A 19,838-nucleotide genomic window follows, 5' to 3' on the forward strand; every position below is an offset into this window, starting at 1 on the left:
ATGCAACAGCAGACTCATGACAACGTAATCCTGGAACTCACCGTACGCAACCATCCGGGCGTAATGACCCACGTCTGCGGGCTGTTTGCCCGCCGCGCGTTCAACGTGGAAGGCATTCTCTGTCTACCGATTCAGGACAGCGACAAGAGCCGCATCTGGCTACTGGTCAATGACGATCAACGTCTTGAGCAGATGATAAGCCAGATCGACAAGCTGGAAGATGTGGTGAAAGTGGCCCGCAACCAGTCCGACCCGTCGATGTTTAACAAAATCACGGTTTTCTTTGAGTGAGTTAGTCGCCGTCTGAATCCGGGGTGATGACTTTGACAGAGCCGTTCCGGCAGTGGGTTGCGTAATCTGCCGGCAACGGGCGATCGCTTATCAGTACGTCAAAAGTGGAAAGCGGACCAATGCTGGCGGGAGCAACCTCATCAAACAGGGCGTGGCGGGTTAGCAGAATTTTGCGCAATCCGCGTTCCATCGCTTTGCGTTTGGTGGCCAGATCGTCCGGATTGAACCAGCTAACGCCGAAATGCTCATGGACTCCGCTGGCAGAGATAAACACTTTTCGTGGGTTGAGCGCATCCAGCGGAGAGGGATTGCTGGTGTCGTAAAAGGCATCACTTTTCGCCCGATAGGTGCCCCCGCAAAGAATCACCGTGGCGTTGGGTTTTTCATTTAGCGCCACGAATACCCGGTGTGAGTAGCAAATTCCGGTAAAGGTAATATCGTCCGGGATCATGCTGACGACTAATGGCATTTCCGCACCATTATCAAAAAAGACCAGATCGTTTTCACTGACCAGTCCCGCGGCCAGAATGGCAACCGGTAAATCGTCGCGATGATACTGCTTTTGCACGGGGAGCGGAGCGTTAACGAGGGTGGCGGGCTTGTTCACCATCACGATGTAACCACCGAGTAGCGTAAGCGGCAATGGTTCGTCATCCTGGCTGAGATCCCGACGGATGGTCATCACGGAAACCTCCAGCATGCGCGCCGCCTCTTTCAGATGGATTCTGTCGGTCTTCTTCAACAATTCCATCAGACGTCGAATACGTTCTTTTTGCTTGGTTTCCATGCACACTCTCCACGAATCATGTTTTCATGTTCCTTCAGTAACATTTATGTGTTTCTGGGGACATGATATTGCTGCATTACTATACGTCTGACCATTGGGAAATAAAAGCGTGTTTTTACACGTTTTATTGATTATAAGCAGCGAGTTTTCAGTCAATTGTAAGCAATTTAATCATTTTGAGTGTGATAGAGATGCAACATTTAGCATAATAAATAAACAATAAAATGATCCTCCAATCGCGATCCTAGTCACAAATGATACGGAAGTAACATGATAATGTTATTTTAATATCATTGTTGTGTGATTGTTTCTGAGAGGTAGTAAAATGGATATCGCGGTTATTGGCTCCAACATGGTGGATCTCATCACCTACATCAACCAGATGCCCAAAGAAGGGGAAACACTGGAAGCACCCGCCTTTAAAATTGGTTGTGGCGGTAAAGGGGCAAATCAGGCCGTTGCGGCTGCTAAGCTCAATTCCAAAGTGCTGATGCTGACGAAAGTCGGTGATGATATTTTTGCGGATAACACCATTCGTAATCTCGAATCCTGGGGGATTAATACAACCTATGTCGAAAAGGTACCCTGCACCAGCAGCGGCGTTGCACCGATCTTTGTTAATGCAAACTCCAGCAACAGCATTCTGATTATTAAAGGTGCCAACAAGTTTCTCTCCCCGGAAGATATCGATCGCGCGGCGGAAGATCTGAAAAAGTGTCAACTTATTGTCCTGCAGCTGGAAGTACAGTTGGAAACGGTTTATCACGCGATTGAATTCGGTAAAAAAAACGGTATTGAAGTGTTATTAAATCCCGCCCCTGCATTACGGGAATTAGATATGTCTTATGCCTGTAAATGCGATTTCTTCGTGCCAAATGAAACCGAGCTCGAAATATTAACCGGTATGCCGGTGGATACCTATGACCATATTCGCGCCGCGGCACGTTCTTTGGTCGATAAAGGTCTGAACAATATTATCGTCACCATGGGGGAGAAAGGTGCTCTGTGGATGACGCGTGACCAGGAAGTCCATGTCCCGGCGTTTAAAGTGAACGCTGTCGATACCAGTGGCGCAGGTGACGCTTTCATCGGTTGTTTTGCCCACTATTACGTTCAAAGCGGTGATGTCGAAGCCGCCATGAAAAAAGCCGCTCTCTTCGCTGCATTCAGCGTTACCGGGAAAGGCACTCAATCATCTTATCCAAGTATCGAACAATTTAATGAGTTTCTTACCTTAAACGAATAATACTCCTGCATTGTAAAAGGTAGCACTATGAACGATAAAAACATCATTCAGATGCCCGACGGCTATCTGAATAAGACGCCTCTGTTCCAGTTTATTTTGTTATCCTGTTTATTCCCTTTATGGGGATGCGCAGCCGCATTAAATGATATTCTGATTACGCAATTCAAAAGCGTATTTTCACTCAGCAACTTTGCTTCGGCATTAGTTCAGAGTGCCTTTTATGGCGGTTATTTTTTAATTGCGATTCCTGCATCTTTGGTGATTAAAAAGACCAGTTATAAAATCGCCATCTTAATGGGACTGACCCTTTATATTGTTGGCTGTACGCTCTTTTTCCCGGCATCGCACATGGCCACCTACACCATGTTCCTCGCGGCAATTTTTGCGATTGCGATTGGCCTGAGCTTCCTGGAAACTGCAGCCAACACCTACAGCTCCATGATTGGCCCAAAAGCGTATGCCACCCTGCGCCTGAACATCAGCCAGACCTTTTACCCCATTGGCGCAGCCGCCGGTATTCTGCTGGGTAAATATCTGGTCTTCTCTGAAGGCGAGAGTCTGGAAAAACAGATGGCTGGGATGAACGCGGAGCAGATCCACAACTTTAAAGTGTTGATGCTGGAAAATACCCTTGAGCCTTACAAGTACATGATTATGGTGCTGGTTGTGGTGATGGTGTTGTTCCTGCTGACCCGCTTCCCGACCTGTAAAGTCGCGCAAACGGCGAGTCATAAACGTCCGTCAGCGATGGATACGCTGCGTTATCTGGCCAGCAATGCCCGTTTCCGCCGTGGGATTGTGGCGCAGTTCCTGTACGTGGGGATGCAGGTCGCGGTGTGGTCATTTACCATCCGTCTGGCGCTGGAATTGGGTGATATCAACGAGCGCGACGCCTCAACCTTCATGGTCTATAGCTTTGCCTGCTTCTTTATCGGCAAGTTTATCGCCAACATCTTGATGACACGCTTCAATCCGGAAAAAGTGCTGATCCTCTACTCCATCATTGGCGCACTGTTTCTGGTCTATGTTGCGCTGGCGCCAAGCTTCAGCGCCGTGTACGTTGCCGTACTGGTGAGCGTCCTGTTTGGACCCTGCTGGGCGACAATCTATGCCGGTACGCTGGATACCGTGGATAACGAACATACTGAAATGGCGGGAGCGGTTATTGTCATGGCCATTGTTGGTGCAGCGGTGGTTCCGGCAATTCAGGGCTATGTGGCCGATATGTTCCACTCGCTACAACTCTCGTTCCTGGTCTCCATGTTGTGCTTCGTGTACGTCGGTATCTACTTCTGGCGTGAAAGCAAAGTGCGCAATAACCTGGCTGAAGCGACTGTTTCCTGAGGAGAGCGATCATGACAACACGTATCACGCTGTGGCGGGAACTCTTTGCAGAGCATCCGCGAATCTTACTGAAGAATAGCAACTTCACGGTTACCGCATTTCGTTACGCCAGCGGTGTGGAAGGGCTGAAGATAGAAAACAGTCGTGGACATCTGGTTATTCTGCCCTGGATGGGGCAGATGATCTGGGATGCTCAGTTTGACGGGCATGAACTGACCATGCGCAACATGTTCAGTCAGCCGAAACCGGCTGCGGAAGTGGTAGCGACATACGGCTGCTTTGCTTTCCACTCGGGTATATTGGCTAATGGCTGCCCTTCGCCGGAAGATTCTCACCCGTTGCATGGCGAAATGGCCTGTGCCGCGATGGATGAGGCCTGGCTGGAGCTGGAGGGAGAGAATTTGCGCGTGAGCGGACGCTACGAGTATGTGATGGGGTTCGGTCATCATTATCAGGCGCATCCTGCAGTGATTATGCGTAAAGCGAGTGCGCTGTTTGATATCCAGATGGCGGTCACCAACCTCGCCTCAGTGGCAATGCCTTTACAGTATATGTGCCATATGAACTATGCCTACGTACCGGAAGCGACCTTCAGCCAGAATATCCCGGATGAAGCCATGAAGCTGCGTGAGTCGGTACCCGCGCATGTTAAGCCTACCGAGCAGTGGCTGGCGTTTAATCAGCGGATCATCCAGGGCGAGACCTCGCTGGGGCGCCTCAACGAGCCCGATTTTTACGATCCGGAAATCGTTTTCTTCGCTGACCAACTGGACCGATACACGGATAAGCCTGAATTTCGCATGATCGCACCTGATGGCACCACGTTCGTGACGCGTTTCTCCAGCGCGGAGCTGAATTATGTCACCCGTTGGATCCTCTATAACGGCGATCAACAGGTGGCAGCCTTCGCCCTACCTGCGACCTGTCGCCCTGAAGGCTTCCTGGCGGCGCAGCGAAAAGGCACGTTGATTCAGCTAGAACCGCAGCACACCCGCACATTTACCGTCACAACTGGCATCGCCTGATCGCTCAAGGCTTAAACAGCAGCGCGTCGGAACACAAAATCCTTCAAGCTGCATAAGGCGGCAAGTCTGATAATCCCCAGGAGCTTACTTAAGTCAGTGACTGGGGTCAGCAGACCAAGCCAACGCAGAGGCTGCTTGAAGGATAAAGTGTATATCGTTAAGGTAAGCACGTTTTTTATCCCCCAGGACAGAACCCATGATCACCGTTGCCCTTATCGACGACCACACTATCGTCCGCTCCGGCTTTGCCCAGTTGCTGGGGCTGGAACCTGATTTGCAGGTTGTGGCTGAGTTCGGCTCAGGCAGTGAGGCGTTGGCGGGATTACCGGGACGTGGCGTGCAGGTATGTATCTGTGATATCTCGATGCCTGATATCTCCGGTCTTGAACTGTTAAGCCAGTTGCCAAAAGGGATGGCGATTATCATGCTCTCCGTCCACGACAGCCCGGCGCTGGTGGAGCAGGCGCTCAACGCGGGTGCGCGTGGTTTCCTTTCTAAACGCTGTAGTCCTGATGAGCTGATCGCGGCGGTGCATACCGTGGCGACCGGCGGCTGCTATTTGACTCCGGATATCGCCGTTAAACTAGCGGCTGGTCGTCAGGATCCGCTGACCAAACGCGAACGTCAGGTGGCGGAGAAACTGGCGCAAGGCATGGCGGTTAAAGAGATTGCCGCCGAACTGGGCCTGTCGCCGAAAACGGTGCACGTGCATCGCGCTAACCTGATGGAAAAACTGGGCGTTAGCAACGATGTCGAACTGGCCCGCCGGATGTTTGACGGCTGGCAATGAACACGCTCTGTTCCCGGTTAATCACCGTTGTTGCCTGCTTCTTTATCTTCTCTGCCGCGTGGTTCTGCTTGTGGAGTATCAGCCTGCACCTGGTTGAGCGCCCGGAGCTGGCGGTACTGCTGTTTCCGTTTGGCCTGCGTCTGGGGCTGATGCTGCAATGTCCACGCGGCTACTGGCCGGTGCTGCTGGGTGCGGAATGGCTGCTTCTTTTCTGGCTGGCGCAGGAAGTGGCGCTGGCTCACTTGCCACTTTTGATGATCGGAAGCTTCCTCACGTTACTCCCGGTGATGCTGATTTCGCGATACCGCCATCAGCGCGACTGGCGCACGCTGCTGTTACAGGGCGCGGCGCTGACGGCGGCGGCGTTGCTGCAATCGCTGCCCTGGCTTGGGCAAGGCGAAGAGGCGTGGAATGCCCTACTGCTGACGCTCACTGGTGGATTAACGCTGGCTCCGATCTGTCTGGTTTTCTGGCACTATCTTACCAGCACCACCTGGTTGCCGCTGGGCCCGGCGGTGGTGTCTCAGCCGGTGAACTGGCGCGGGCGGCATCTGGTCTGGTATCTGCTGCTGTTTAGCGTCAGCCTGTGGTTGCAGCTTGGCCTGCCCGATGAACTGTCACGCTTCACGCCGTTTTGCCTCGCACTGCCGATCATTGCGCTCGCCTGGCACTACGGCTGGCAGGGGGCACTGATTGCCACGTTAATGAACGCCATTGCGCTGATTGCCAGCCAGACCTGGCACGATCATCCCGTAGACCTGTTGCTCTCCCTGCTGGTGCAAAGCCTGACCGGGCTGCTGCTCGGCGCGGGGATCCAGCGTCTGCGCGAGCTTAACCAGTCGCTGCAAAACGAATTAGCGCGCAACCACCGTCTGGCGGAACGCCTGCTGGAGACCGAAGAGAGCGTGCGCCGGGATGTGGCGCGCGAACTGCACGATGATATCGGTCAGACCATCACCGCCATTCGCACCCAGGCGGGCATTGTCCAGCGGCTGGCGCCGGAAAACGCAGGGGTGAAGCGCAGCGGGGCGCATATCGAACAACTTTCTCTTGGCGTTTACGATTCGGTGCGTCGTCTGTTGGGTCGTCTGCGTCCGCGCCAGTTGGATGATCTCACGCTGGAACAAGCGATCCGCTCATTGATGCGTGAAATGGAGCTGGAAAGCCGTGGCATCGTCAGCCACCTTGACTGGCGAATTGACGAATCTGCACTCAGCGAAAGTCAGCGGGTGACGCTGTTTCGCGTCTGTCAGGAAGGGCTGAACAACATCGTTAAGCACGCCAACGCCAGCGCGGTGACGCTTCAGGGCTGGCAGCAGGATGAACGGCTGATGCTGGTGATTGAGGACGACGGCAGCGGCCTGCCGCCGGGGTCGAATCAGCAGGGATTTGGCCTCACCGGGATGCGTGAACGTATTACCGCCCTCGGGGGATCGCTCTCGATTTCCTGTACGCACGGCACGCGGGTCAGCGTGTCGTTACCCCAGCGTTATGTGTAAGGAGCGGTCATGTTTTCGTTTTTAAAAGCCCCAGTCAGCGCGCCGCTCATCACCGATAAGCGTGAAGTGGATGCCCTCTACCGCTACTGGCGGCGGCATATTCTGACCACTATCTGGCTCGGCTACGCGCTGTTCTATTTCACACGCAAGAGCTTCAACGCCGCCGTACCGGATATCCTCACCAGCGGCGTGCTGACCCGCAGCGACATTGGTCTGCTGGCGACGCTGTTTTACATCACCTACGGCCTGTCGAAGTTTGTTTCCGGTATCGTCAGTGACCGTTCCAACGCCCGTTATTTTATGGGGTTTGGGCTTATCGCCACCGGCGTGGTGAACATTCTGTTTGGCTTCTCCACCTCGCTCTGGGCTTTTGCGGTGCTCTGGGCGCTGAACGCCTTTTTCCAGGGCTGGGGGTCGCCGGTCTGCGCGCGTTTATTGACCGCGTGGTATTCGCGTACCGAACGCGGCGGCTGGTGGGCGCTGTGGAATACTGCGCACAATGTTGGCGGGGCGCTGATCCCTATCGTGATGGCGGCGACGGCGCTGCACTACGGCTGGCGTGCCGGGATGATGATCGCCGGGCTGCTGGCGATTGTGGTGGGGGTTTTTCTCTGCTGGCGGCTGCGCGACAGGCCGCAGGCGATTGGTCTGCCGCCGATTGGCGACTGGCGCCATGATGAGCTGGAAATCGCCCAGCAGCAGGAAGGCGCAGGGCTGAGCCGTAAAGAGATCCTCACCCGCTATGTATTGCTGAATCCCTATATCTGGCTGCTGTCGCTGTGTTACGTGCTGGTGTACGTCGTCCGCGCCGCCATCAACGACTGGGGCAATCTGTATATGTCGGAGACGCTCGGCGTGGATCTGGTGACCGCCAATACCGCCGTGACCATGTTCGAATTGGGCGGATTTATCGGCGCGCTGGTCGCAGGCTGGGGCTCGGACAAACTGTTTAACGGCAACCGCGGTCCAATGAACCTGATTTTCGCTGCCGGAATTTTGCTCTCCGTGGGCTCGTTGTGGCTGATGCCGTTCGCCAGTTACGTGATGCAGGCGGCGTGCTTCTTCACCACCGGATTCTTCGTCTTCGGCCCGCAAATGCTGATCGGCATGGCGGCGGCGGAGTGCTCGCACAAAGAGGCAGCGGGCGCGGCAACCGGATTTGTCGGGCTGTTTGCCTATCTGGGGGCATCGCTTTCCGGCTGGCCGCTGGCGAAGGTGATGGAGGTCTGGCACTGGACCGGATTCTTTGTGGTGATCGCCATTGCGGCGGGGATATCCGCGCTGCTGCTGCTGCCGTTTTTGAACGCCCAGGCTCCACGCGAACTCAACGAAGCGTGATGCACCTCACCTTTTTGCCCCGAGTAGGGTAAAACTAAGAAATTTTCCCGGTTTCACCTGGACGCTGTCTCAGGCGCGTCTCCCGGCTGATTTTTACAATGCCTGCCATTCGCAGGTATAAAAATTAGCTCGGGAGTGTCAAATGCTGGCCTTTCTAAACCAGGTACGCAAGCCGACCCTGGATCTGCCGCTCGATGTGCGGCGTAAAATGTGGTTCAAACCGTTCATGCAGTCCTATCTGGTGGTCTTTATTGGCTACCTGACCATGTATCTGATCCGCAAAAACTTCAACATCGCGCAGAACGACATGATCTCCACCTACGGGCTGAGCATGACGCAGCTGGGGATGATTGGCCTGGGCTTCTCCATCACCTACGGCGTGGGTAAAACGCTGGTTTCCTACTATGCCGACGGCAAAAATACCAAGCAGTTCCTGCCGTTTATGCTGATCCTCTCCGCCATCTGTATGCTCGGCTTCAGCGCCAGCATGGGGGCGGGTTCAACCAGCCTGTTCCTGATGATCGCCTTCTACGCGCTGAGCGGTTTTTTCCAGAGTACCGGTGGCTCGTGTAGCTATTCCACCATCACCAAATGGACGCCGCGTCGCAAGCGGGGTTCTTACCTCGGTATGTGGAATATCTCCCATAACCTCGGTGGTGCGGGTGCGGCTGGCGTGGCGCTGTTTGGCGCCAACTATCTGTTCGACGGTCACGTCATTGGTATGTTTATCTTCCCGTCAATTATCGCCCTGATTGTCGGCTTTATCGGCCTGCGCTACGGCAGCGACTCCCCGGAGTCTTATGGCCTCGGTAAAGCTGAAGAGCTGTTCGGCGAGGAGATAAGCGAAGAGGACAAAGAGACTGAAGAAAATGAGATGACCAAATGGCAGATCTTTGTTGAGTACGTGCTGAAAAACAAAGTGATCTGGCTGCTGTGCTTCTCCAACATTTTCCTGTACGTGGTGCGCATCGGTATCGACCAGTGGTCCACTGTCTACGCTTTCCAGGAGCTGAAGCTCTCCAAAGAGGTGGCGATTCAGGGCTTTACCCTGTTTGAAGTGGGCGCGTTGGTCGGCACGCTATTGTGGGGTTGGCTCTCTGACCTGGCTAACGGTCGTCGTGCGCTGGTAGCCTGCGTGGCGCTGGCGTTGATTATCGCGACCCTGGGCGTTTATCAGCACGCCAGCAACCAGTATGTCTATCTGGCTTCGCTGTTTGCGCTGGGCTTCCTGGTGTTTGGCCCTCAGCTGTTAATCGGCGTTGCAGCCGTCGGATTCGTACCGAAAAAAGCGATCGGCGCAGCCGATGGGATTAAAGGCACCTTCGCATACCTGATTGGTGACAGCTTCGCCAAGCTGGGTCTGGGGATGATTGCCGACGGCACGCCGATCTTTGGTCTGACCGGCTGGGCGGGCACGTTCGCCGCGCTGGATACCGCCGCCATCGGTTGTATCTGCCTGATGGCCATCGTGGCCGTGTTTGAAGAACGTAAAATTCGCCGCGAGAAAAAAATTCAACAATTGAAAGTCGCTTAAGTTAAGTGTGCATTGGTAACTTTTGCCCGCCTGGATGGCGGGCTTTTTTATGTCGCGGATCCATCCTGAATCGTGTTGATACGTTCAGTCGTCGACAGAGAGGAATTTGCCGTTATGATGGGCATCCTGTCTGGTAATGGATGTGCGCATGATTTGGATAATGCTGGCCACATTGGTCGTTGTTTTTGTAGTGGGTTTTCGGGTGTTGACGTCCGGATCTCGACGGGCAATTCGCCGTCTGAGCGAGCGACTGAATATTGATGTTGTGCCGGTAGAGTCGATGATCGATCAGATGGGAAAAGTACAGGGTGAGGCCTTTTTACAGTACCTCCACCGCCCAGATGAATCGCATCTGCAAAATGCTGCCCAGGTGTTGTTGATCTGGCAAATCGTTATTGTCGACGGCAGTGAGTCGAATCTGCTGCAATGGCACCGTTGGCTGCAAAAAGCCCGATTGGCCACGCCGATTACTGACGCACAGGTGCGTCTGGCGCTCGGTTTTCTGCGCGAAATAGAGCCGGATATGCAGGAGTTTAATGCGTTTCAGATGCGCTATAACGCCTTTTTCCAGCCCGAAGATGGCGTGCACTGGCTGCACTGACAGTCATGCCTGTTGGCGTTACGTGACTCAGGCCGACAAAGGGACCCTGCCGCTGGTCGAATAAGACACGTCGACATTCAGCGGTAAAGTTGCCAAAACGTTAAATGCGTCACAAATTTAGTGTTACACTGCGTAACTTTTCTGCAATAACCCCACGCAGGTAACAAAATGAGAGAAGCTGTTGAACAAAAATCCCGCGCTGAGGCAAATGCCCGACCGAACTGGTCGGCGGTATTCGCCGTGGCGTTCTGCGTTGCCTGCCTGATAACCGTTGAGTTTCTGCCCGTTAGCCTGTTAACGCCGATGGCGCAGGATCTGGGGATTTCTGAAGGTGTTGCCGGACAATCGGTGACTGTGACGGCATTTGTTGCCATGTTCGCCAGCCTGTTTGTGACGCAAATTATCCAGGCGACCGATCGTCGCTACGTGGTGATCGTGTTTTCGGTGCTGCTGACGCTCTCCTGCCTGTTGGTTTCCTTTGCCAACTCTTTTTCACTGCTGCTCATTGGCCGCGCCTGTCTCGGTCTGGCGCTTGGCGGATTCTGGGCGATGTCGGCGTCGCTGACCATGCGTCTGGTTCCCGCCCGTACGGTACCGAAAGCGCTGTCGGTGATTTTTGGCGCGGTCTCTGTCGCGCTGGTGATTGCTGCGCCGCTGGGGAGTTTTTTGGGCGGTATTATCGGCTGGCGCAACGTGTTTAATGCGGCGGCGGTAATGGGCGTGCTGTGCACGATTTGGGTGGTGAGAGCGCTGCCGTCGTTGCCAGGTGAACCTTCGCATCAGAAACAAAATATGTTCAGCCTGCTGCAGCGCCCGGGGGTGATGGCCGGGATGATTGCCATCTTTATGTCCTTTGCCGGACAGTTCGCCTTCTTTACCTATATTCGCCCGATCTATATGAATCTGGCAGGCTTTGAAGTTGATGGCCTGACGTTGGTGCTGCTGAGTTTTGGTATCGCCAGCTTTGTCGGGACATCGCTCTCCTCGGTGGTTCTGAAGCGCTCGGTCAAACTGGCCTTAGCCGGTGCGCCGCTGGTGCTGGCGCTTAGCGCGCTGGTCCTGATCCTGTGGGGTAGCGACAAAGTTGTGGCGGCAGGTATTGCGATTATCTGGGGCCTGGCGTTTGCGTTGGTTCCGGTCGGCTGGTCGACGTGGATCACCCGATCGCTTGCCGATCAGGCAGAAAAAGCCGGATCCGTCCAGGTCGCCGTGATCCAGCTTGCCAATACCTGCGGGGCAGCGGTGGGAGGCTATGCGCTCGATAACCTCGGACTGCTTTCACCCCTGATGCTTTCCGGCAGCCTGATGCTGCTGACGGCGCTTCTGGTCACGATGAAGGTCAGAATACAGTGAGATTGTTGCCTGATGGCGCGCAGCTTTCAGGCAACACCGTTATCTGACGACTGAATCAATCAAAACCATTGTTTTCGGCGGTATGGGCAAACCATTCGCCGCTTTTCTTCACCGTACGTTTTTGCGTATCTAAATCTAACTGGACAAAACCGTAGCGGTTTTTATATCCGTTGAGCCAGGACCAGTTATCAATAAAGGTCCACATATGGTAGCCAAGACAATTACACCCTTCGCTAATGCCTTTATGTAGCCATTTAAGATGCGCGGAAACAAATTCAATACGGTAGCTGTCGTTGATTTGGTCCTGCTGAATAAAACGTTGCTCATTTTCGACTCCCATGCCGTTTTCAGAAATAAAACAGCGCGGGTTGCCGTAGTTATCACGCAGATTAGTAATAATATCGTATATACCTGGCTCGTAAATTTCCCAGCCACGGTAAGGGTTCATTTTACGCCCCGGCATTTCGTAATAATCAAACAGCCACTCCGGCATAAACGGCGCGTCAGGATTGACGGCAGTATCACGACATTTCACGCGGCGCGGCTGATAATAATTAATACCGAGCAGGTCGATTTTGCCATCGGCGATGAGCTGACGGTCGCCTGGCTGACATGCTGGGAGTTGATCGTACTCTTTTAGCAGCTCTATCAGATCCGCCGGATATTCACCTTTTAGTACCGGGTCAAGGAAGCTGCGGTTAAACAGCAGATCCGCATGGTGCGCAGCTTTTACATCTGCCGGGTGTTGTGAGCGCGGATAAGAGGGCGTTAAATTCAGGATCACACCGATTTCACCGTCATAACTACCGGCGTGATATGCGCGCACTGCCGTGGAATGCGCCAGTACGGTGTGATACGCCACGGTGGCCGCGCGTTTGAAATCCACCACATTAGGGTAATGGAAGTCATACAGATAGCCGCCTTCTACCGGGACAATCGGTTCGTTAAAGGTGAACCAGTGCTTCACCCGATTGCCGAACAAGGTAAAACAGGTTTGTGCGTAGCGACCAAACGCCTCAACCACATCACGGTTTTCCCAGCCACCTTTCTCCTGCATCACCATCGGCATATCGAAGTGAAACAGGGTGATAAATGGCGTAATGCCTTGCGCCAGCAGCTCATCGATGACGTTGTTATAGAAATCAACCGCCTGCGGATTGACGTCGCCAGTACCGTCCGGGATCAGTCGTGACCAACTGATTGAAGTGCGGAAGCTGTTGTGCTTCAGCTGTTTGAGCAGTGCGATGTCCTGTTTCCAGTGCTGATAAAAGGTCGAGGTGTTCGCCGGGCCAACCCCCTGATGGAAACGCCCAGGCTGGCGGTCGAACCACACGTCCCATGTCGTCTGGCTTTTGCCGCCGTTCAGACTATCCCCTTCGGTTTGCAGCGCCGAGCAGGCACTGCCCCACCAAAAGTTTTCGGGAAAACGGTATCGCATTATCTTGCTCCTTGATGTGTTTCATTTCCCTACACAATAGGCGATTTTGCAAAACAGAAACCGGTTACAGCACTCGTTTTTCAATGCGATAGTTACAAATCCGGGCATTCAACTTTGCCCAGCGCTTCCCAGTAGTTGTTCTGATTGTTTCTTTGTATTGCCAGAATGGCTTCGCGGATGTGTTGCTGATTACGGGTATCAGCCATAATCGTTTTTTCCCACACCTCATCCGATGGCGACCCCTGCGGGGTACAAATCTTGCGCAAATCCTTCAATACGGTGTTTTTTTCATGAACGGACTGTAGAGAGCCATAAGCCGAATCGGCCTGCGCCAAACCCGGCAGCATGAAAAGAATGGCAATAAGCGGTAAAACGGCTTGTTTCATGATAATAATCCTTGTTGTCGATGCGCATCATCTCAAGAGTAAGTGTAGACGGCATGCGCCTCACTCATCAGCCTGTGTTAATTTCTAAAAAGAAAATCAGCCAGAAGTTTTAGTTTTTCAGGAGGATAGGATGCAAATACAGATTACAGATACCATTACTGAAGACGATCAAAATGCTCTGCTTGTTGGATTGCGCGCCTACAATCGCCAGTTCCTGAGGACCACCAATTTTGGCGACCTGGCGGTGTACTGGCGCGATGAGCACAATGAAATACTGGGCGGGCTGATCGGTAAAATCAAAGGCGAATGGCTGTGCGTTGATTTCCTGTGGATGCATGAATCGCTGCGTAAAGGCGGTTACGGCACAAAGTTGATGCAGGCCGCTGAACAGACGGCGCGTGAGAGAGGATGCCTGCATGCGCTGGTGGACACGATGAGTTTCCAGGCGCTGCCGTTTTATCAGAAAAACGGCTATCAGTTGCAAATGACCCTCGATAACTTTCCAGAAACCGGTTCCGCGCGCCATTATTTGTCGAAAACGTTTTGATGACCGGAAGGACTGCAAAAGGGATGACTTGAAGGCAAACAGGAAGAAGCGTTGCGTATAGCCCAAGCCATGCTTGAAAAGGGGATTGATCGTGAACTGGTGCTAATTATTACTGGGCTTTCCTTTGATGAGCTAACGGCACCTTCCGACTCATTTTCCTTTTCGCATTATGCTTTTTTCTTCTTGCTGATGCTTTTTCGTTTTTTAAACCGCAGCGGCCTTCCCGCTATAGTCATTTCATTACTCATCAGGCGGTTATTGCAAAAGGATAAAACGTGAAACTGAAGATACCTTATTTCGGGGCTGGGGCGGCGTTATTACTGTCGGGATTATTGCTGGCAGGATGCGATCAGCAGAACAATGATGCAAAGCATATTAAAGTGGGCGTGATTAACGGTGCAGAGCAGGATGTGGCGGAAGTCGCGAAGAAAGTCGCTAAAGAAAAATATGGCCTGGAGGTGGAGTTGGTGGGGTTTAGCGGTTCTCTGCTGCCCAACGATGCCACTAATCATGGTGAGCTGGATGCCAACGTCTTCCAGCATCGTCCGTTCCTTGAACAAGATAATAAAGCGCACGGCTATAAGCTGGTAGCGGTGGGCAATACCTTTGTGTTCCCGATGGCGGGTTATTCGAAGAAAATCAAAACCGTTGCTGAACTAAAAGACGGTGCGACGATTGCGATACCTAACGATCCGACCAACCTTGGGCGGGCGCTGTTGCTGCTACAAAAAGAGAAGTTAATCACTCTGAAAGCGGATACCGGCCTGCTGCCAACGGCGCTGGATATTACGGATAATCCGCGACATCTGAAAATTATGGAACTGGAAGGGGCTCAGCTACCGCGCGTGCTGGACGATCAAAAAGTGGATGTGGCGATTATCAGTACCACCTACATCCAGCAAACCGGGCTTTCTCCGGTACATGACAGCGTATTTATCGAAGACAAAAATTCACCGTACGTGAACATTCTGGTGGCGCGAGAAGACAATAAAGATGCCGAGAATGTGAAAGAATTCCTGCAATCTTATCAGTCACCGGAAGTGGCGCAGGCCGCTGAAACTATCTTTAACGGCGGCGCAGTTCCGGGCTGGTAATCGTCACCCGTTGCCGCGCCAGTTGGGTTAAACCGCTCTGGCGCGGCGACGTGAGTCCATTGAGATCAGCACGACCGATGAGAGGATCAAAAGCGTACCCAGCCAGTCTGGCAGGGTAAAGGTGATGCCTAACAGCAGCAGGGACAGCAACGCACTGCTCAACGGTTCCGCGCAGCTTAAAATGCTCGCTTTCGGTCCGCCAATCATCTGCGCGCCTTTTAGGTACAGGCTAAACGTGAGTGACGTGCCGATGACCACCAGATAGAAAAACGCCAGAATTAAACTGCCATTCACCACGAAATGAGTTCCCTGCCCTGCATAGAACGGCAGTAGGATCATTCCACCGATTAACATACTCCAGCCGACGACCGGTAATGTGCCGTAGCGCGCGATGAGCGTTGAGGGGTAGGTGGTATAGAACGCGGCGGCAAACGCCGAGGCTATTCCCCAAAACAGCGCGGCAGCTGAGATAGATAACGACGTCGGGTTACCGTGGGTGACCAGTAAGAAAGTACCGATGAGCGAGGTGAAGATCGCCGTCAGCACTAAAACCCCCGGCCGCGCTTTGCGCACCACGGAGAACCACGCCACGATAATGGTCGGTGACAAAAATTGCAGCACCGTCGCGGTGGCGGCGTTGGATTTTTCGATGGTCAGCAGGAAGGTTAGCTGTACGGTGAGTGCCCCGACCACGGAAAAAATCAGCAGGCTGATGGCGTCCTTGCGGTTTTTGATAATGGAGAATACGTTGTCGCCGTGAACGAAAGAGAGCATCAGCAGAATGAGCCCCGCGAAAATCAGGCGCGTCATGGTCAGAAACTGCGACGACATCTGGCTTTGTTCCATGATGTACTGCGCGCAAACGCCTGAACTTCCCCATAATACGGCGGCAATCAGGACGTTCATCATCCCTCTTCTGGTGGAACTCATCTTTCCCTCTGCATGTTGTTTTGTTTTATTTGTGTGCAGGCATCATAGCAGAGATAACGAAGCGAGTGAGATATGACCCCCCACACCGCAGGGGGCTTCGGCAGTCATCTTACGGCGCAATCGGCGTCAGATAATCCAGTCGTAGCGGTTCGGCCAGCAGCTCGTTCATTTGCAGAATAAACGTCTGGAAATGGGGCAGGGCGATATGCTCGTCCAGACCGGCCTGACCGCGCCAGGATTCACGAACGTAGAAGACATCCGGTGTGTCGCGCAACTGGAACAGGGCATACTCAATATTGCCCGGCTCCTGGCGCGTGGGCAGCAGCAGAGCCTGCAGCGCCTGTTTTAGTGCGTCGATTTTCCCCGGTCTGGCTTTCAGTACCGCAATAATTGAAATCACCTCTGAATCAGACATGTTAAAACCCCTCCAGCACAATCTTGCCGACTGAACGACCGGTTTCAATTTGCGCGTGCGCTTTTTGCAGATTCGCCGCGTTGATTGCGCCAAAATGCTCGCCCAGCGTGGTGCGAATGGTGTTGTCATCGATCAACTGTGCCACGCGGGTTAATAGCTGATGCTGCGCAATGATGTCGTGGGTGGTAAACATCGAACGGGTAAACATAAATTCCCAGTGCAGCGAAATGCTTTTGGCCTTCAGTGGACGTGCATCGAGGGTTTGCGGATCGTCAATCAACGCCAGTTTGCCCTGCGGCGCCAGGGCGGCAATAATTTGCGGGTAGTGCTGCTCGGTATTGTTCAGGCTGGCAACGTGCGTCACCTCTTTAATGCCTATCCGAGCCAGCTCTTCCATCAGCGGTTTGCTGTGGTCAATCACATGATGAGCGCCTGCTTCACGTACCCATTTCTGGCTCTGTGGACGTGAAGCGGTACCGATGACAGTCATTTTGGTCAGCTTACTGGCCAGTTGCGTCAGGATAGAACCGACGCCGCCAGCAGCGCCAACAATCAATAACACATCATTTTCATTGCCATTTTCCTCAACGCCCAGGCGGTCGAACAGCATTTCCCAGGCGGTGATGGCGGTCAGCGGCAGTGCCGCAGCAGAAGCGTTGTCCAGAGATTGCGGCTTCAGCGCGGTAATACGTTCATCAACCAGCTGAAATTCACTGTTACTGCCAGCGCGACCCAGCGCACCGGCGTACCAGACTTCATCGCCAGGAGCGAACAGAGTGACTGCTTCACCCACGGACTTCACTACGCCAACGGCGTCCCAACCCAGCACGCGGGGCACATCAGCGTTAAAACCTTCGCGGACCTTGGTATCAACGGGGTTGACGGAAATGGCCTTCACTTCAACCAGCAGATCGTGCCCGGAGGCGACGGGCATGGGCAGGTCAATCTCTTGTAAAAATTCAATGTTACTGCCGTCGGTTGCGGCGCGGGTAATAGCGATGGCTTTCATAATCTCTCCGGTTAATAAACCTTCTATCTGTTGAATAATTCGATGGTAAACCGGTAGCAGAACGGGAAAAATAGCCCTTCGGCGACAGGACTTATACTCGGGGAGTGAAAATGTTCCGGCTTGAAGATCTCACGTTGTTTGTCCGCGCCGCGGCGCTAAATAGTTTTAGCGATGCCGCACGCGAAGTCGGCGTTCAGCCTGCTCAGGTCAGTTCTGCTATTAAGCGCCTGGAGTCTACGCTGGCTATCCGCTTGTTCGCCCGCTCCACGCGCAGTCTGCGCCTGACGCCTGAAGGTGAGGTCTGGCTACCCTATGCCCGCCAGATGCTGGACGTGATGCATGCCGGGCTGCAAAAAATTCAGACCCCGGAAGATGAAGTTTCAGGCACGCTGCAAATCGCTGTACCTTCCGATCTCGGTCGGAACCTACTGCTTCCGGTCTTTCAGTCGTTTCGACGCCGCTATCCCGCGCTGCGCCTGCGGATTTTTTTCTCCGACCAGGTGACGGATGTCTTTAAAGACCCCGTCGATGTAGCGTTTCGCTATGGCAACACCGAAGACGCATCTTACATTGCGCTGCCTGTCGCATCGGGTAACCGACGCGTGCTGGTGGCATCACCGGAATGGGTTGTGCAAAACGGCGCGCCGCAAACTCCGGATGATTTAACACAGCTCAACGCCATGACCTTCGTCTTACGCGGACGCCTGCACGATCGCTGGACGTTTACGCATAACGGCGAGGTTAGCAGTGTGCAGGTTAACGGCACCATTATGAGCGACGATGCTGAAGTAATCCGACGGCTGGCGATTGCCGGAGAAGGCATCGCATACAAGTCGTGGCTGGATGTCAGCGAGGATGTGCGTGATGGACGATTGCAGCTACTGATGCCTGATTACCTGGGCGAGAAAGCCCCGCTGAATATGATTTGCCCACATCGTAAGCAGCTTTCAACGGCTGTCCGTCTGCTGCATGACGCCGTGAAGGCGCGGTGTGACACGTTGGGCATTTCCCCGTGAGGTGTTCAATCTCAGGAATATTATTCGATAGCCATACGCATAAATAATAGCTAATCTCTGTTGCTGGCATTAATCTGATCGGAACGCCGATCAGTTAGTGATAATTGTTTCAATGAGTATAGTTTCTTCGATAAATATTATTTCTTAAACTAATGCAGTGTTTATAATATTTATGTTAAGGATTTTGTGGTCGATGATTTAATGACTTGTATATTTATTAAAAGGTATTTGACGAGATACCTTCTGCTACGATATAAAACATAATAGCCCCGATACATACCTATTTCTTTGCCTGATTGTTAAACGCATTGATGCTTTTTGTTACTACGTTATTTATTGGGGTAGGAGAGGGCCATTGAAGTCAAAGACTATAAATGATGCATTGTATTATATAGAAGATAATTTTGTTTCAGGCATTGGTATTGATGACATTTCACAGTTTTCCGGATACAGCCGCAGGCATATACAGAATATTTTAAAACAGCGAATAAATATGCCTGTGGGGCTTTATATTCGTAGGCGACGGATAACCAAAGCAGCAAGCTTGTTACGCCTTACTCATATGGATATTATCGATATTTCAGTGCGGGTGGGATTCGATTCTCAGCAATCTTTCTGCCGTGAATTTAAAAAACTAACCGGTTATACCCCCACAGAATACCGTAAAAATCCCAGTTGGGACCTTTCGCCGTTAATGTCGTTTGTACTGCGCAGTGATATTGTTGTCGGCGAATTGCAACTACGTACCTTACCTGCTGATACCGTGCATGGATTTCAGTACAACTATGACACACCAATCCCGCCTGCCAGTGACTCGCATCTGCATCGATTAAATCTAATATTTGAGCAACTTACCAGTTCAAAACAAAATGTGTGGGCATTAACCGATTTCTCGTCTAATCCAAACTCAATGATGCGGTTGAAAGTTAAAAGCATCATTGGTAATAAAAGTCATCATTCGCCCAATGCCTATAATCGTTATGAGTGTCCTTCGGGAACGTATGCCTGTTTTTCATTCAGATTCAAGAAAGAGGACTATCCACTCTATTCAAGATATATTTATTTTAATATGTTGCCGGAGAGTAAATTAAAAAGGAAGGCAGGCTATGATATTGAAATATTCCATTATAACCAAGAGGATCTTAAAAACAAAATAATTACCTGTGAACATTACATTCCGATAGATGTGTAATGT

At 52.6% G+C, this 19,838-nt stretch carries 20 protein-coding genes and 1 pseudogene; 15 read left to right on the plus strand and 6 right to left on the minus strand.

The genetic code is table 11. The features are described 5' to 3' along the window. A complete protein-coding gene (gene ilvN, locus HV314_RS00125; RefSeq protein WP_003023914.1) occupies positions 1-291 on the plus strand; it encodes an acetolactate synthase small subunit in 291 nt (96 codons plus the stop codon). 1 nt (position 292) lies between these two features. On the opposite strand, the gene HV314_RS00130 is transcribed toward ilvN, so the two are convergent. After that, positions 293-1,078 carry a DeoR family transcriptional regulator gene (locus HV314_RS00130; protein ID WP_016157805.1) on the minus strand — a complete coding sequence of 262 codons (786 nt, stop codon included), beginning with the start codon at positions 1,076-1,078 and terminating at the stop codon, positions 293-295. A gap of 325 nt (positions 1,079-1,403) precedes the next feature. Here HV314_RS00130 and rbsK point away from each other — a divergent pair, with 325 nt between their 5' ends. The 9 genes from rbsK (at position 1,404) to nepI (ending at position 11,808) form a co-directional block, all read left to right on the plus strand. Continuing rightward, complete coding sequence (gene rbsK, locus HV314_RS00135) at positions 1,404-2,324, plus strand: ribokinase (protein ID WP_181547027.1); 921 nt, start codon at positions 1,404-1,406, stop codon at positions 2,322-2,324. A 27-nt stretch (positions 2,325-2,351) separates the two neighbouring features. Beyond that, the gene (gene fucP, locus HV314_RS00140; protein WP_003023919.1) at positions 2,352-3,668 is read left to right on the plus strand and encodes an L-fucose:H+ symporter permease; all 1,317 of its coding nucleotides are present in this window, start codon (positions 2,352-2,354) and stop codon (positions 3,666-3,668) included. 11 nt (positions 3,669-3,679) lie between these two features. Continuing rightward, positions 3,680-4,693, plus strand: a complete 1,014-nt coding sequence (locus HV314_RS00145) for an aldose 1-epimerase family protein (protein ID WP_181547029.1) — start codon at positions 3,680-3,682, stop codon at positions 4,691-4,693. Between the two features lie 196 nt (positions 4,694-4,889). Continuing rightward, positions 4,890-5,483 (plus strand): transcriptional regulator UhpA, encoded by a 594-nt coding sequence (gene uhpA / locus HV314_RS00150; protein WP_016155044.1) that lies wholly within the window; start codon positions 4,890-4,892, stop codon positions 5,481-5,483. Further along, on the plus strand, positions 5,480-6,982 hold the full coding sequence (uhpB, locus tag HV314_RS00155) for a signal transduction histidine-protein kinase/phosphatase UhpB (protein WP_016157802.1): 1,503 nt from the start codon (positions 5,480-5,482) through the stop codon (positions 6,980-6,982). Before uhpA ends, uhpB begins: the two co-directional genes overlap by 4 nt. Positions 6,983-6,991: 9 nt before the next feature. Next, positions 6,992-8,320: an MFS transporter gene (locus HV314_RS00160; RefSeq protein WP_049042685.1), complete on the plus strand. Its 1,329-nt coding sequence runs from the start codon at positions 6,992-6,994 to the stop codon at positions 8,318-8,320. A gap of 142 nt (positions 8,321-8,462) precedes the next feature. Continuing rightward, entirely contained in the window at positions 8,463-9,854 is a 1,392-nt protein-coding gene (uhpT, locus tag HV314_RS00165) for a hexose-6-phosphate:phosphate antiporter (protein ID WP_003023929.1), read from the plus strand. A gap of 148 nt (positions 9,855-10,002) precedes the next feature. Then, positions 10,003-10,455 carry a DUF1198 family protein gene (locus tag HV314_RS00170; protein ID WP_016157801.1) on the plus strand — a complete coding sequence of 151 codons (453 nt, stop codon included), beginning with the start codon at positions 10,003-10,005 and terminating at the stop codon, positions 10,453-10,455. 168 nt (positions 10,456-10,623) lie between these two features. Beyond that, positions 10,624-11,808, plus strand: a complete 1,185-nt coding sequence (nepI, locus tag HV314_RS00175; RefSeq protein ID WP_181547030.1) for a purine ribonucleoside efflux pump NepI — start codon at positions 10,624-10,626, stop codon at positions 11,806-11,808. A 55-nt stretch (positions 11,809-11,863) separates the two neighbouring features. On the opposite strand, the gene HV314_RS00180 is transcribed toward nepI, so the two are convergent. Next, complete coding sequence (locus tag HV314_RS00180; RefSeq protein WP_137380133.1) at positions 11,864-13,246, minus strand: glycoside hydrolase family 1 protein; 1,383 nt, start codon at positions 13,244-13,246, stop codon at positions 11,864-11,866. Positions 13,247-13,338: 92 nt separating this feature from the next. Continuing rightward, positions 13,339-13,632, minus strand: coding sequence for a YicS family protein (locus HV314_RS00185; RefSeq protein WP_019078023.1), 294 nt, complete (start codon positions 13,630-13,632; stop codon positions 13,339-13,341). Positions 13,633-13,762: 130 nt separating this feature from the next. Between HV314_RS00185 and HV314_RS00190 the strand changes: the two genes are divergently transcribed. The 3 genes and pseudogenes from HV314_RS00190 (at position 13,763) to nlpA (ending at position 15,273) form a co-directional block, all read left to right on the plus strand. Beyond that, entirely contained in the window at positions 13,763-14,179 is a 417-nt protein-coding gene (locus HV314_RS00190) for a GNAT family N-acetyltransferase (RefSeq protein WP_181547032.1), read from the plus strand. Between the two features lie 27 nt (positions 14,180-14,206). Continuing rightward, positions 14,207-14,329 (plus strand): annotated as a pseudogene (locus tag HV314_RS00195) (ISNCY family transposase); the annotation flags it as partial. A gap of 125 nt (positions 14,330-14,454) precedes the next feature. Further along, entirely contained in the window at positions 14,455-15,273 is an 819-nt protein-coding gene (nlpA, locus tag HV314_RS00200; RefSeq protein WP_181547034.1) for a lipoprotein NlpA, read from the plus strand. 27 nt (positions 15,274-15,300) lie between these two features. Here nlpA and HV314_RS00205 read toward each other — a convergent pair whose 3' ends face one another. From HV314_RS00205 to HV314_RS00215, 3 genes are all read right to left on the minus strand, one after another. Then, positions 15,301-16,203: a carboxylate/amino acid/amine transporter gene (locus HV314_RS00205; RefSeq protein WP_016155035.1), complete on the minus strand. Its 903-nt coding sequence runs from the start codon at positions 16,201-16,203 to the stop codon at positions 15,301-15,303. Positions 16,204-16,312: 109 nt separating this feature from the next. Next, a complete protein-coding gene (locus HV314_RS00210; protein WP_047415729.1) occupies positions 16,313-16,618 on the minus strand; it encodes a putative quinol monooxygenase in 306 nt (101 codons plus the stop codon). Between the two features lies 1 nt (position 16,619). Beyond that, positions 16,620-17,627, minus strand: coding sequence for a zinc-binding alcohol dehydrogenase family protein (locus HV314_RS00215; protein WP_016155033.1), 1,008 nt, complete (start codon positions 17,625-17,627; stop codon positions 16,620-16,622). 110 nt (positions 17,628-17,737) lie between these two features. Between HV314_RS00215 and HV314_RS00220 the strand changes: the two genes are divergently transcribed. Next, positions 17,738-18,643 carry a LysR family transcriptional regulator gene (locus HV314_RS00220; protein WP_016155032.1) on the plus strand — a complete coding sequence of 302 codons (906 nt, stop codon included), beginning with the start codon at positions 17,738-17,740 and terminating at the stop codon, positions 18,641-18,643. Positions 18,644-18,998: 355 nt separating this feature from the next. After that, complete coding sequence (locus HV314_RS00225; RefSeq protein ID WP_181547036.1) at positions 18,999-19,835, plus strand: helix-turn-helix domain-containing protein; 837 nt, start codon at positions 18,999-19,001, stop codon at positions 19,833-19,835. Positions 19,836-19,838 lie beyond the last annotated feature (3 nt).

It is taken from the genome of Citrobacter sp. RHBSTW-00887 (assembly GCF_013728095.1).
GTDB classification, from domain to species: Bacteria; Pseudomonadota; Gammaproteobacteria; order Enterobacterales; family Enterobacteriaceae; genus Citrobacter; species Citrobacter braakii.

Bases quoted from the DNA above. Each gene is read 5' to 3' on its own strand.
- ilvN (WP_003023914.1), top strand. From the start codon at position 1: ATGCAACAGCAGACTCATGACAACGTAATCCTGGAACTCACCGTACGC.
- HV314_RS00130 (WP_016157805.1), bottom strand. From the start codon at position 1,078: ATGGAAACCAAGCAAAAAGAACGTATTCGACGTCTGATGGAATTGTTG.
- rbsK (WP_181547027.1), top strand. From the start codon at position 1,404: ATGGATATCGCGGTTATTGGCTCCAACATGGTGGATCTCATCACCTAC.
- fucP (WP_003023919.1), top strand. From the start codon at position 2,352: ATGAACGATAAAAACATCATTCAGATGCCCGACGGCTATCTGAATAAG.
- HV314_RS00145 (WP_181547029.1), top strand. From the start codon at position 3,680: ATGACAACACGTATCACGCTGTGGCGGGAACTCTTTGCAGAGCATCCG.
- uhpA (WP_016155044.1), top strand. From the start codon at position 4,890: ATGATCACCGTTGCCCTTATCGACGACCACACTATCGTCCGCTCCGGC.
- uhpB (WP_016157802.1), top strand. From the start codon at position 5,480: ATGAACACGCTCTGTTCCCGGTTAATCACCGTTGTTGCCTGCTTCTTT.
- HV314_RS00160 (WP_049042685.1), top strand. From the start codon at position 6,992: ATGTTTTCGTTTTTAAAAGCCCCAGTCAGCGCGCCGCTCATCACCGAT.
- uhpT (WP_003023929.1), top strand. From the start codon at position 8,463: ATGCTGGCCTTTCTAAACCAGGTACGCAAGCCGACCCTGGATCTGCCG.
- HV314_RS00170 (WP_016157801.1), top strand. From the start codon at position 10,003: ATGATTTGGATAATGCTGGCCACATTGGTCGTTGTTTTTGTAGTGGGT.
- nepI (WP_181547030.1), top strand. From the start codon at position 10,624: ATGAGAGAAGCTGTTGAACAAAAATCCCGCGCTGAGGCAAATGCCCGA.
- HV314_RS00180 (WP_137380133.1), bottom strand. From the start codon at position 13,246: ATGCGATACCGTTTTCCCGAAAACTTTTGGTGGGGCAGTGCCTGCTCG.
- HV314_RS00185 (WP_019078023.1), bottom strand. From the start codon at position 13,632: ATGAAACAAGCCGTTTTACCGCTTATTGCCATTCTTTTCATGCTGCCG.
- HV314_RS00190 (WP_181547032.1), top strand. From the start codon at position 13,763: ATGCAAATACAGATTACAGATACCATTACTGAAGACGATCAAAATGCT.
- HV314_RS00205 (WP_016155035.1), bottom strand. From the start codon at position 16,203: ATGAGTTCCACCAGAAGAGGGATGATGAACGTCCTGATTGCCGCCGTA.
- HV314_RS00210 (WP_047415729.1), bottom strand. From the start codon at position 16,618: ATGTCTGATTCAGAGGTGATTTCAATTATTGCGGTACTGAAAGCCAGA.
- HV314_RS00215 (WP_016155033.1), bottom strand. From the start codon at position 17,627: ATGAAAGCCATCGCTATTACCCGCGCCGCAACCGACGGCAGTAACATT.
- HV314_RS00220 (WP_016155032.1), top strand. From the start codon at position 17,738: ATGTTCCGGCTTGAAGATCTCACGTTGTTTGTCCGCGCCGCGGCGCTA.